This window comes from Secundilactobacillus yichangensis, from assembly GCF_016861565.1.
In the GTDB taxonomy this organism is placed as follows: Bacteria; Bacillota; Bacilli; order Lactobacillales; family Lactobacillaceae; genus Secundilactobacillus; species Secundilactobacillus yichangensis.
Genome location: NZ_BOLK01000001.1, coordinates 335087 through 348940 on the forward strand (window position 1 = coordinate 335087; position 13854 = coordinate 348940).

Annotated in this window: 5 protein-coding genes and 1 pseudogene; all 6 read right to left on the minus strand. The window is 44.7% G+C overall.

The annotated features are described in order from the left end of the window. Positions 1-36: 36 nt before the first annotated feature. Positions 37-846: pseudogene (gene mutM / locus JUE95_RS12720) on the minus strand (DNA-formamidopyrimidine glycosylase); the annotation flags it as partial. 21 nt (positions 847-867) lie between these two features. Continuing rightward, positions 868-3528, minus strand: coding sequence for a DNA polymerase I (gene polA / locus JUE95_RS01625; protein WP_203648700.1), 2661 nt, complete (start codon positions 3526-3528; stop codon positions 868-870). Between the two features lie 165 nt (positions 3529-3693). Beyond that, complete coding sequence (locus JUE95_RS01630; protein ID WP_203648701.1) at positions 3694-4569, minus strand: PfkB family carbohydrate kinase; 876 nt, start codon at positions 4567-4569, stop codon at positions 3694-3696. Beyond that, positions 4569-5933 (minus strand): purine-cytosine permease family protein, encoded by a 1365-nt coding sequence (locus tag JUE95_RS01635; RefSeq protein WP_203648702.1) that lies wholly within the window; start codon positions 5931-5933, stop codon positions 4569-4571. Before JUE95_RS01635 ends, JUE95_RS01630 begins: the two co-directional genes overlap by 1 nt. A 14-nt stretch (positions 5934-5947) precedes the next feature. Further along, positions 5948-6955 (minus strand): ADP-ribosylglycohydrolase family protein, encoded by a 1008-nt coding sequence (locus tag JUE95_RS01640; protein ID WP_203648703.1) that lies wholly within the window; start codon positions 6953-6955, stop codon positions 5948-5950. Between the two features lie 345 nt (positions 6956-7300). Continuing rightward, positions 7301-13573, minus strand: coding sequence for an LPXTG cell wall anchor domain-containing protein (locus JUE95_RS01645; protein WP_203648704.1), 6273 nt, complete (start codon positions 13571-13573; stop codon positions 7301-7303). Positions 13574-13854 lie beyond the last annotated feature (281 nt).

The window sequence follows — 13854 nt, forward strand, 5'->3', positions numbered from 1 at the left end:
AGTTTCTCCCGGATTCTTCCGCAAAACTTGGCAATCAGGACAGAAATGCGTCCCGCGCTGTGCCACCTTCGTTTTTTCAATGGGGGTATCGCAGCGGAAACAGGGTTCGCCTTTGCGGCCGTATACGTTTAAATGGTTCTGAAATTCACCAGCTTCACCATATGCGGTGGAGAAGGAATGAACGGTAGTCCCGTGCCCGTCAATCGCACGCTTGATTTCGGCAATAATATTTTCACGGAGCTGACGAATCTGAAATTCTGGAATCGTATTAGTGGGCTGTTCGGGATGAATCCGGCTCAACCACAGCGTTTCGTCAACGTAGATGTTTCCCAGACCAGCAATGTTACTTTGATCCAGCAAAAACGGCTTAATCGCCTTCTTACTCTTGCTGAAAATGGTTTTCATGTAGTCCACCGTGAGCGTTTCGGCAGTCGGTTCCGGCCCCATCTTTTTCAAACCGGAAACCAGCTTAGTCTCCTCGCCTGTCTTTAACAGGTGCATCCGCCCAAACTTCCGGGTATCGGTATACCTTAAATCGCGGTTATCGTCAAGATGAAACACCACGTGCGTGTGCTTGGTGATGGGGTTGCCAGCTGGCTGAACGTCGTACTTGCCTTCCATCCGCAAGTGCGACACCATGGTTAGCTCATCGTTGAATCTAAATAGAAGATACTTTCCCCGCCGGTCAATGCGTTCAATCGTTTTGCCGGCAAGCATTTTTTTAAATTGAGCGGCCTCTGGTGAGACCATTTTTTCGTAATAAACATCAACGGACGTAATCTTCGCGTGACCAACTAATCGCGTCAGCCCGCGCCGCACCGTTTCCACTTCGGGTAATTCAGGCATCCGCGAAGCCTCCTTGTATCGTTACTTTGCTTCGTACCAGGTGTTGCCGTAATGGGATTCTACTTTCAGCGGAATTTCCAGTTTAACGGCTGAATCCATGACACTCGGCACTAATTTTTCCAATGTTGGGATCTCTTCAGCAGGCGCCTCAAAGATCAGTTCATCGTGGACTTGCAGCAGCATGGTGGCCTGCAAGTCTTTAATGGCATCTTCCATTTTAATCATCGCAATTTTGATGATATCGGCGGCACTGCCTTGAATCGGCGTATTCATAGCTGTTCGTTCGGCAAATGAACGCTGGTTAAAGTTCCGTGCGTTAATATCCGGCAAATAACGCCGACGATGAGCAATGGTTTCAACGTAGCCCTTATCCTTAGCGGAAGCCACGATGTCCGTCATGTATTGCTTAACACCAGGGTATTCCTCGAAGTAGGTGTCAATAAACTGACGGGCCTGCTTCCGGGTGATACCGATGTTTTGTGACAGGCCAAAATCACTGATGCCGTACACAATACCAAAGTTCACCGCTTTGGCCTGACGCCGCATGTTAGGATCAACCTCGGCATCCGGCCCTAACCGGAAGATCCGGCGAGCTGTCGAAGCATGAATATCTTCGCCCTCTCTAAAGGCTTCCTGCAGGTTCTTATCATGGGTAATGTGTGCTAATACCCGCAGTTCAATTTGCGAGTAGTCAGATGAAAAGATTTGCCAGCCCTTATGACTGGGAATAAACGCCTGTCTGATCCGTCGGCCCTCTTCAGTCCGGATGGGAATGTTTTGTAAGTTCGGATCCACTGAAGACAAGCGGCCGGTTTGCGTCAACGTCTGCAGATAACGGGTATGAACCTTTTGATCCGTACTGTGAACGACTTTTAGCAGGCCTTCAACATACGTCGATTGAATTTTCGAAATCTGACGGTACTTCAGGATATTCTCCACGATTGGCGCTTCAGCAGCCAACTTTTCCAGCACGTCAACTGAAGTGGAGTAACCCGTCTTGGTCTTCTTAATCGGCGTTAACCCCAATTTTTCAAACAAAATGTGCTGCAGCTGTTTTGGCGAACCAATGTTGAATTCTTCGCCGGCTTCTTGGAAAATGGTCTGCTGAGTTTGTGCCAGCATTTCTGTAAACTCGCTTTGCATCGCTGTTAAACGATCGGTATCCACCATGATTCCGGCAATTTCCATGTGGGCCAATACATAAGCCATCGGTATTTCAAGGTCACGGTACAGCTTCGTCTGCTCGTTTTCGTCTAACTGTTTAAATAGTGATTTCTTTAAGGATTCGATGGTGATCCCTTTACGGGTCAAATGTTCAAAGAAGGTTTGGTCATCATCTGGGATGGCCCGCTTGGCACCCTTACCGTAAACTTCTTCATCAGACTGAATCTGATGATAGCCATGCTGAAACGCCAGTCGGCCCAGATCATTACTATTTTCATTAGTATCTAATAGGTATGAAGCTAACAGCAAATCAAAATCAACGTTGGTTAAATGAATCCCTAAACGGTTCAGCCCAACGTAGGTCCGCTTCAAATCAAAAACGTCTTTTTGAGCTTTATCACTGGATAATAAATCCTTTAATGGCGCTTGCTTCAGTAGTTCCACATCACGGGAAACAAACCACTTGTCACCTTCACCAATCACAAACCCCGCAAAGGTTGACGTGTGGTAGTTAGCATCCGGCATTTCCAGATAAAACGAGACGTGATCCTTAAACTGTGACAGGTCACTCAGATTATCTGCAGTCAAAACCGTAAACTCCACTGGTTTTAACCCGAGAACATCTTCATCACCGGAATCAGCGTTCATCTTATTTAAGAAGGATTGGAAATTCATGTCTTGATAGAATTTGACCAGTTCGTCACGCTGGTCACCCTTGTAAGTCAGGTCACTGAGTTTGATTTCAATTGGTGCGTCTCGCCGAATAGTAGCCAGGTCCCGTGATTGAAAGGCAGAGTCCTTGTCTTCAATCAAATGTTCCTTCATTTTTTTGGCCGTAATTTTATCAATGTTTTCGTAGACACCGTCAATGGTGCCGTACTTCTGAATCAGTGAAACAGCAGTCTTGGGACCGACTCCGGTGACACCCGGGTAATTATCAGAGGTGTCGCCCTGCAGCCCCTTAATTTCAATAATCTGATCTGGCCGCACGCCTAACTTTTCTTCCACGTGTGCGGGAGTAAAGGTTTCAACTTCAGTGACCCCTTTTTTCGACACGGCAACGCTGGTCTTGTCGGAAGTCAGCTGAGTCAAATCACGGTCTCCGGTAAAAATGGTGGTTTGATAATTGGCTTCTTCAGCCTGCTTGGCCATGGTGCCGATGATGTCATCAGCCTCGTAATTTTTCAGTTCATAAGACTTGATGCCCCGCGCCTTTAACAGCTCACGAATCACCGGCATCTGTTCGGAAAGCTCTGGCGGCGTCTTCGCACGGCCACCCTTATAATCGGCGTATTTCTTCGTCCGGAAGGTCACTTTACCGGCATCAAAAGCCACTAGGGCTTCGGTGGGCTTAACTTCCTCTAACATAATATCCAGCATCCGGTTGAAACCAAAGATTGCATTGGTATGCAAGCCGTCCGCGTTCGTGAAACTATTCAATGACGTATACAGCGCGAAGAAAGCCCGAAAGGCCACACTGTTGCCATCGATAAGTAATAATCGTTTTGATTCAGTCATTGATAGAGCCTCCGCAATTTGTATTACCTCTAGTTTACCAGACAAATTGAACAATTAAAAATCAGTTTGGCAGTAATTGTTGAGGACGTGCTGTTTACCTGTCTCACACATTTCTTCACCGATTTTAGGCCATCAAAAAAGCACTGTAAAAACAGTGCCTTTAATTCATAAACTACTCTTTTCCTGCCCCACCACTTGAGCTGCTAATTGATTGGCCAGGTGAATTGCATCAACTAAATCTTTACCGCTTGCTAACCCGGCTAGAAGACCGCCGCAGTGCGTGTCGCCGGCACCAATGGTGTTTACCACGCTGACTTGATCAGCAGGAACGATATCAGAATGAGTACCATCATAATAATAGGTTCCTCGCGCTCCCAGCGTCACCAGTACCGGACTGTGCGTTTGCTGAAAAATATCGTGGGCAATATCACCCATTGAAACACCAGGTTTACCAAAATAACCGATTTCATCTTCGTTGCAGTGAATCATCACGTGGTTTTGTAAGAGCTGCCGCACCGTTTTAGCAGTTAAATGACTCATTCGCGGCGAGGCGTCAAACAGAATATAGGCGTCTGGGCGACGTTGAGCTAATCGTCCCAGAATCTGAGCAGCAATCTGTTCATTCTCAATTTGGTAACCACTAATATAGAAGTAACGGTAATCCGCTAAATCAATACAATCAAACCAATTATCCTGCCAAACCTGATCAATACCCGGAATCGTTAAAAAACTTCGCTCACCAGATGGCTCCACCATGGAAATATCCCAGCCGTTGTCTGCGTCAGTCACCGGTAATAGTTCAGGAATCTGGCGGCGCTGCAGTTCGCCACGAACAATATCCGCATACTGTCCCTTGCCCACTGGAACAAAAAAATCTGCGTCAGCTTGAGCAGCATGCATGGCGCCATACACGTTAAAGGCTGATCCGCCAACGATGTAATCCTTCAGATCACCAGTGACGTCACCACCGGAAAACGGCAGTTGCGGGACGTTGATAATCACGTCGACGTATGCTGCACCCAGAATCAAGGCTTTATTCATTACGCCACCTTCTCATGATGACCGCCCTTTATCAGTTTCACAATGAACATACAGATAATTGCTAAGATAGCTGAAACAAACACGCCTAAACTGTTGTTGGCAAAGATGCCGTGAGCAAATGGCCCCGTCCAAACCGCATTATTGGTAAAGAGAAAACCGGTGATCGTAGCAATCAGCCACGAGACAATACCACCCCAGTTATAGTGCGTGCTGGATTGCGGATCCACTAGCTTGGTATCATAACCGTTTTCCCGAAACATCACACTATCACACAGGAAAATAGCAACCCAGCTGGCTAGGCAAATACCTAAGAAGTTAAGGAAAATTTCGAAGTTGCTGAGAAAATTACCGGAAATAAACAGCACGTATACCGGAATTAAGATAACGATTAAGCCATGCACAATCAACGAAGTCCGCTGTGACACATTGATTCCGATGGTCGACAGATTGATCCGCGCTGAGCGCAGTGAAACGATACATTGCGGGATCAAACCGCCAGCTGCCACCAAGAAATAGATCACCCCAAGCCAGCTTGGTAAAGCACTGTACATAACATCAAAGGGATTACCCGTTGTTGCTAATTGCGGCTCGATGGTGCTTAACAAGACCCCGCCTGCCATCAAAATGAACAGTGGCACAGCACCGCCCATAGCAGTGTTCCAAAAAGTCGCCGCCGGTTTCGTGTTGGGCTTGACGTAGGCACCCCAGTCAGCCGCCGCCATGGACCAGGAAATTCCGGAACCAGCCGCCACAATGCTGACAGCGGGCAGAAAACCGGTGATCCAGCTGCCGCTTGGCAAGTCTAACGCTTCGTGCCAGTTGGCTTTCATCAGAAAAATAACCAGAATAACCGCGGTGAGAACCCCGAATATCCAGCTCAGCCACGTTTGAATTTTAGCTAATGTTGCTTCCTTCAGCAGACCGGAAAGCAGGACGAGACCACCAAAGATGATCAAAGCGATGGCGGTTGTCAGCGGATTTTTTTGAACGTGAATCACTTTGAATAATGAAACTAACAGTAACGTCCCGGTAATGATATTGACTGACAGCCACCCCACCATGTTAAACCAGGCGATAGCATTTGGAATCTTATTGCCGTACGTCCCGTAGGCTGCCCGACTTAACTTGAAAGTGGTAATTCCTTCTCGCTGACCAATCATAGCTACCCAGCCGGGAACCAGAAATGATAGCGAACCGACTAACGAAGCAACAATGGCTTGTAAAAAGGATAAATGATAGCTCACAATCATGGCACCGTACACGAAACCCATAATGCCAATGTTGGCTGCAAACCAGTTATAAAATAACTTGCTTGGTGTCAGTGTCTTATCTGCCTCAGGGATTTTAATAATTTTATCGTCCATAATGGTATACCATCCTATTTTTGGGTTGTCCGAAACTGCAGCATTTGGTCAGCGTACTCGTCAAAATGATGCTGTGGATTCTTAGTATCAATCAAATTGATCCACGATTGGTCGATTGATGAAGCACCGTTCTTGGCACCGCAAATGGCCGTTGCCATGGCGCCAATGGTGTCGGTATCACCGCCTAAATTTGCGCACAATAACGCCGACCTACGGACCGTTTTAGCATAATAGGCAATCGATAAAGCTGCAGGGATACTTTCAGAAATCATGGTTCCGGTGCCGACTACGTTGTAAATAGCCTGACTAAAACGAACTTCGTCGCTTGGATACCGGTTCGCTAGTTCAATGCCCAATTTCAGCCGCTCATGTGTCTTAGCTGCCCAGGTCGGTGCACCCATCTTGAAACCCTGATCATTGCAATTTAGCGCAAAATCAATGATTTCTTCCCATGAATAATCTGCCATCGCTGCCGTCACAGCTCCAGCAACCATAGAAGCCCCGCTCATTGCTACGTCACTGGAATGCGTCACTCGGGTAACTTCGTAAACCATTTTGATCAACCCGCTTAATTCCTGCGGGCCAAACAGCGCGCCGATGGGTGCAATCCGCATGCCGGCACCGTTAGTCAATGCCTTGTCGGTTACCGGGCGCGGATCTTCACCCTTTTTAATGGCGGTCAACGCCGCTTTGCTGCTGGGTCCCAGAATATTGTTCTCCCAGGCACCCACTTCATCGGCCCATTTCATAATGTGCTGAACCAGGTTTTGCTGATTAGGCTGCCAATCAGTCTCAATCAGCGAGTCTAAAATGGCTAACGCTTGATTGGTATCATCCGTATATTCACCCTTAGTGAAATTCACAGCGATATCATTGTTTTCTGGTCCGTCTAAAAAGGTTGTAATCCGGCCGTTAAATTGCTGCTGAATCTGCTGCACCGGCCAGAGCTCTGACGGCATGCCCATAGCGTCCCCTATGGCCTGACCGTACAGCGTTCCCAAAATCTTATCTTTAACTGTCATTAAACTACTCTCTCCCTAAAATACTTAATTCAACCTTACCTGTATAACCGCTGACCTTCGCTTCTCCCTTCCCTTAAGTTAATGCCCTTAACAATATATTAAAGTTAAAAGTACTTATAGCACATACCAATAAACCGAATTTACATGTAGCACCCTAAAGTACTACGGAAGATGTTAAAGCATCGCAATGGTCGCGTCAAGCGCTTACACCAACATTTCTGAAATGTAACTGCGTTTAAAATCACCTATATTTTATTTCCCTAGAAAAGCCAAAAAAGCAGTATCCAAAATCTAATCTGATTTTGGATACTGCTTAAATTGAGGGTTGATGCTATTTCAGATAGCCTAGTTTTGACGCTTCTTCTTGCCAAAGCCAAACAATCCGAGACTGCTCAAGAGTGCCAAGCCAAGAGCTGCTAAACCATTTTCAGGCTTTTCACCCGTCTGTGGCAAGTGCTTAGTGGCGGCATTTTGCTGAGCCTTTTGAGCGGCTTGCAGTTTAACTGATGCCGTCTTTGCGGCATTAGCTTTCTGCAATTGCGCTGGTGTTACTGAGGCCTTAGCGTCCTCTTCGACAACCCGACCTTCTTCCGGTGTACCTGGTTCTATAGGATTACCAGGTTCTTCAGGATTCCTTGGAGTTTGTGGTTCAGGCGGAACCTGCGAACGCTCAGGCGTCCCCGGAACGATTGGAGTTGGTGGTGTTGTCGTTGTCGGCGGCACAGTAGGAGGTGTCGCCGGTGGCGTAGTTGGTGTCGTCGGCCGGTTTGGTTCAGTTGGCGGAACGACACCCTTCAGTGGCGTCCAAGGCGTCACTGGCTGATCCGGTTTGTCCATTGGATCAGGTGGTGTCACTGAATTCAATGCCAATGGTGGCACATCACCATTGAGCGGTTGAATTTTGCCCGGCTTTTCCGGCTGATTTGCTGGCTTTTCAGGTCCTACTGGTGGCGTTGGTGTCTGAATCGAAATATTTGGCCGCGTTGGTTCAACTGGCTTATTCGGAGTCTGAATATTAGGTTTAGCTGGTGCAGTGACATCAGTTATACCAGTAACAGCTAAATTAATATCTTTAGGCCCACCCGGCAAAATCGACGGTACGGATGGCACTGATGGTTTTGTTGGCGGCGTTGGGTTCTTAACCTCTGTTGGCTTCGTTGGCTGAACCGGCGTGTTCAGTGATAATTGGCCAACACCCGTTAAGTGATTGGTCTTCTTATAAGATACATTTGGCACAGTAACTGGGGTTAACGACGCACCTTTTAAATCCGGCTTTGTTTGATTTGGCTGGTTAGGTGTTGTCACTGACAATTCTGGTACTTTAGGCGCCTTAAAGCGGCTCTCAAATTGTGACGTTACTTTTTGGCCAACTGGTCCATCATAATCTTTAAGGGTAGTTGTTAAGGGATTGATTGGTTCAGTAACCTTATTACCACCAACAATCTTATCCATAGTTGTAGTAACATTATTTGTCTTTAAACTAGGCGTTTCGGCCTTCGGTAAATCAACAAAGTACTTTGAAAAATCAATTTCTGGGAAGTAGAAGAAGACAAAACGGACATTATCATCTTTATCCGGTGGCAAATTCCATTGTTCCGAATACATAAAGTTTTTAATTGAAGTACCGTCAACCTGATAAATATCATCGGGCTGGAGAATTCCTTTATCATTTTCACGCGTCATAAACGCAAGGCCGGCCAGATAATAGTCCTTGCCGTCCCATTTAAAGACTTCAGGTAGACCATTAGCGACAGCAGGATCACTTTGATGATCCGGCCGGTTATCATAAAATCCAAGGTCGGGACTTAATATTTTATCAGCTACAGTATGTGGGTTTTTCCAAGGAGTATATGAATTTCCTGCTGCATCAGTAGCAGTTGGAGCATAATCAGTATGTGCACTAAAACTAATAGCATCGCTGGTAGGAACACCCCGTCCATTAGGGGTCGAAGGCGATTCTGAAGTGAGATAATCATTAGTTCCAGTTGCCACGGTCGTCTGCCACATTTTGGTCGGATCAGTTTCTGGTACTGGGTCTAGAAAAGCACTCATACTAGTTGGAAAATAGTTGTAGTTATTAGGTGGCGTTACGCCATCGGTAGTTCCCGTATAGCTGGTTGACTTAGGGTCCAAACGGTTTCTAATTTCTTGATTATAAACTGGGTCTGGTGCCATATCACTAATCTGCTGGAAAGCTGTGGCAACTTGTTTGATCAGTCCATCATTTTTTTCTAGATCAGTTTGGAAATTTGTCATTTGATCCGGTGCAATCAATCCTGTAGCAGTGATCTTTTGACTATCTGACGCATTTTGATTATAAGCAGTTAAAGCCGTTTGATAATCATCGTAAACCTTTTGATATGACTCATCAGCACTATTAGGAGTAACACCATCAACTGTATTCAGCTTATAAATAACATTCTTGTTGTCATAATTATTGAATTCATCCTTTGGGGTTATCTTGGTCGTTGTCCCATTAATGGCATCGATATACTTGTAAGCTGCAGTGATCAACTTGTTATACTCGGTAACTAGTCCTGGCTGTTTTTGATTATTATCATCATTATAGTCATTGAGGAAAAGTGACCAGCGACCATCTGTTTTGGCTTTTTTAATCAAAGCTGCCCAATCCGTAGCATCCTGATTGAGTTCAGTTGCAGCCGTATTGATCTGATCAATCTTCTTTTGAAGAGCTTGCTGAACACCAGTCAAGCTAGACGCACCATTGACGTTAGCTAAGTTTTTAGCCATTGTTGCATTATTCTTCGCTAACTGGGTGATTGAAGCGGTATCACCATCACCAGTATAGGCTGAGTAATTATTCTTAAGATCAGTGACTGCTTTTTGATAAGCGCCCCAAGCTTTAGTAGCATCAGTTGGTGTTTTAATCCCAGCAGCAACTTCTGGTTTAGCTGGATCATAAGCATCACTGGCAGTTTGATAGGCGGTCATGGCCGTAGTATAAGCCGTGTTATCAGTGAGCAGACTACTAATCGTATTTTTTAAATTCTGCTGATCAGTTTTGACTTTCGCAGTTTCGGCAGTTAATGCATCAGCAGTAGGTGTGCCACCGATCAAAGTGTTATAAGCATTGACCTCAGTATTTAAAGCAGTCATCGCTGAGTTGACTGCATCAGTATCACCTTTGACCTTAGTAGCTGCTTGGTTAGCAGTTGTCTCAGCTGCCATGGCGGTTAGGCCAAGTTTAACGTTATTATAAGATGGCGTGCCAGTAGTTGCGTCAAGCGCCACGGGCGTTAATTGTTGAGCTGGGTTCGTCGCATTATACGCTGTAACTTGAGAGTTATAGTTATTGGCGTCCGTCTTATAAGTGTTAAAGGCGGTATCCATTGCGGTCGTATCCGTGGCTAAACTTGATTGATTAGCCCCGGTAGCATCCGTTTTAACTTTATTATAAGCCGTCATAAAATCATCATGAGCAGTTTGTAAAGCGTCTGCAGCTTGATTAAGCGTTGTCCCGGCTTGATAGTTACCTAAATTAGTCTTTAAAGCCGTTAAGTCGTTAGTTAATTCCGTATTGAACTGCCTGACGGCTTGATCATAGCCAGCTAAAGTTCGTGCTGGATTATTTTCACCTGTAACGGCGCTAATTGCTGACTGGTTAGCAGTTTGAGTGGCTGCAGATAGCGCATTTAAAGCATTTTGATAATTTGTCACCGCAGTGTCTAACCCACTCGCACTTAATGGATTTGCTGTGAGATTTTGAATTAAATTGTTGACCTGGTTAATCCAATTATTATCTTTAGTTTGGCCATTGCTTAATAAATCAGTTAACTGATTTAAGTTAGTAGTTGTCGAGTTCGTACTGCTTGCATTAGCTGAATCAACCGCTTGTTTAGCTGTCAATGCAGCTTGGTATTTAGCTAAAGCATCGCTATTGGTTGTAATCTGAGCCTTAGCAGTATTGGCTTGATCTATGAAATCACTTAATGCTGTGGTATTGGCAGTTTGCTGATTCGTTAACGCAGTGGTATCAAATGCCCCATTAGCAATTGAAGTGACACTGGCAACTGCCGTATTAAATGCCGTGTAGGCACTGTCCAGCGGCGTCTGATCAGCCGTCAATTGATTAATATCAGCAGTTAAAGCGCTGTTATTAGTCACATTCTGACTGTCAGTTACTGCTTTAGTGATTTGTTTATTGATGTCTTTAACTTTATCGTTTAAATCAGTGGCCTTGGCCTTAGCGTCTGCCAGAGCATTAGCTAAATTCTGATTATAAGTTGACGCTGTCTGCAAATCATTCATTGCATCTGTAAAAGCTTGTACCGTTGCGGTGTAATCAGCCATCGTAGCCGGTGTATTCAGAGCTGCTGGTTCGCTAACATGATTGGTATTAGCATAATCCGTCAATGCTTGGTCATAATCACTAATGGCACTGGCCAAGTCACCCTGCTCACGATCTAGCGTTGCTTTATCCTGGTCTAACTTTGTCATTTTGGTATTTAAGTTTCCTACCCAAGTACCATTATTCCAGTCAGGCGTCGCAAGTAGCTGATTCAATGCATTAACATCAGCATTAACTTGTGAACCATCCGTGTTGGCTTGAGCAACTTTCTGTACCGCCGCTTGTTGCGTGGGAGTGACAGTACTTGTCAAATTATTCACAGCAGTCTGGTAAGCTGTCAGTTTTTGCTGGTAATTTTGATAAGCTGCCAACTCTTGTTGATATTGTGCCAGTTGCGTTTGGTAATCCGCTTGCAGTGCCGGTAATTCGCCCGCTAATTGATCAAACGTTGCTTTAGCCGAATTATAAGTTTCCTGCAAAGACTTAAACAACGCTTGAGAACTCTTCAAAGTTTTTTGTGAGGCAGACACTGCGTCTTTGGCATGCTGCAACTGATCATTGGCTTCAACATATGATTGATGAGCAGCATCATAATCACTTTTGACTTGGTTGTAAAAGTTCTGCAAGTTGGTCAATTTATTTTCAGCAGCTTGATAATTGGCAGTGGCCTGATCAAAGTCAGCCTTGGCTGCAGCGTATTGATCCTGTAACGCATTAAGCTGAGTCGTTAAAGCATCATGCTGGTGTTGAACATTTGCATAAATTCCCATCGCTAATTGATACTCTGGTTCAATCTGATCATTATACTTTGATTTCAACTGATCAATTTGCGCATCAGAAATTTGACTAGCCGTTCGCAGATTTTCAAGCGCCTGTGCTTCATGATTTAATTGTGCCTGCTGCTCTACCAGCTGCGTATCATGCTGTTCATCTAGCTGATTTGCTTTCTGATTAAGGGCGGCAACTTGCGTATGTAAGCTGTTGTAGTCAGGCTTGATTGCCTCGTATTTACTATCAGCAATTTGATATTTGGCTTCCGCGTCATCGTATTCACTCTGCAATTCTGAAAACTGATTATTCTGTCTTTCAGCGGCTGCAGTCTGTTGCTGCCGTAACGTATCCGCTTGGTTATAAGCTTGTTGGGCAGTTAAGTAGTCTTGATACGCAGTATGATATTGTGCTTCAATCGTATCGAAATCAGGATCAGTGGCTTCACCTGCTGCTGATTTCTGATCATAATCCGCCTTGGCAGCGTCATACGTCGCCTTAATGGCTTCGTAACTGCTCTTTTGCGTATTGTAAGTAGCCAAAGCATCCTGGTAACCGGCTTCATTAAACTGCGTTGATAGTTGTGAAACACCAGCATCGTAGTTGGCCTTGGTAGTTTCATACTTTGTCTTAGCTTGGTTATACGCATCCACTAAAGGCTGATATTGTGCTAGTTGATCCTGATAAGACTGAATTTGTCTCTTTAAAGCGTTTGCTTTTGTTTGATAATCAGCTTGAGCCTGATTAAATGCAGAAGCATCAGCTTTATACGCAGCCGTTTGAGAATTAAAGTCATTCAACTGCTGGTTGTAAGTCGCTTCAGCTGCTTTAATTTGATCATTTAACTGCGTATAGGCAGCTAAACTTTGAGTGTATTCATCTTTAGCTTTGTTATAAGTGTCTAAATTGGCATCATAAGTTTGCTTGACACTTGTTAGTTGCGTATTAGTCGTATTGAGCGCATTTTCAGCGTCCGTTAATTCTTGGTTATCCGTTGCTGCGGTTGTTGCCTGATTAGCCGCTTGCTGCTTGGCTTGGTTATACCTAGTCTCTTCGCTTTGATAATTCTGCTGCTCAGTCTGATAATCCGCTTTCTTTTGATTGTAATCATTGACACTTTGCTGATATGCAACCTGTTCACTATTTGCTTGCTGCTGTGCAGTTTCGTACGCCTGTTTTGCAGCTTCATACGTGTTCTTCTGCTTAGCATAATCCGAAACTTTTTGATTGAAATCATTCACATTAACTGTATTTGGTGCAGCCGTATTATTTGCTGAATCATTTGTTTCGGAGTGAGTCATGGTCCCAGTATTTGAATTTGACGTATTCGTCGAATCTTGTTGACTTGCTGGCGTTGCCGGTACGGCTGCTACAGCTGTATTAGACGTATCCGCGTGAGTCTCCAGTGGTCCAACTGTCATCATTGATAAGAAACTAATCCCAGTAATGGCAGCAAAAACCCAGACCTTATGAGTCTTATACATTCGAAAATGCTGCTTCTCCGAAATAATTGGTGCCGATGAAACTTTACCTTTTAGCATCCTGAACCCCCACTTTCATTTCAACAATTTAAACAAGTTTGAAGAACCCTACTTTTCTTCACTTGTACTAATTAGTATTAAATTTACATTTAACTTTGAACTATTTGAAGTATAACATGGGAAATTGATTTGTTAACCCCCATAACTGAAAAATAGTTTACTAAAATTTTTAATTTTTTTGAAAAAAATGGTTCACTTTCAGACACGTGGGTACGCAAAACCCGCCCTAACGGTATTTCAAGCCAACAAAAAACCTGACCGGCAGTCGTATTTGACCGCCA

Coding starts and splice junctions, on each gene's coding strand:
- JUE95_RS01630 (WP_203648701.1), bottom strand. CDS start 4,569: ATGAATAAAGCCTTGATTCTGGGTGCAGCATACGTCGACGTGATTATC.
- polA (WP_203648700.1), bottom strand. CDS start 3,528: ATGACTGAATCAAAACGATTATTACTTATCGATGGCAACAGTGTGGCC.
- JUE95_RS01635 (WP_203648702.1), bottom strand. CDS start 5,933: ATGGACGATAAAATTATTAAAATCCCTGAGGCAGATAAGACACTGACA.
- JUE95_RS01640 (WP_203648703.1), bottom strand. CDS start 6,955: ATGACAGTTAAAGATAAGATTTTGGGAACGCTGTACGGTCAGGCCATA.
- JUE95_RS01645 (WP_203648704.1), bottom strand. CDS start 13,573: ATGCTAAAAGGTAAAGTTTCATCGGCACCAATTATTTCGGAGAAGCAG.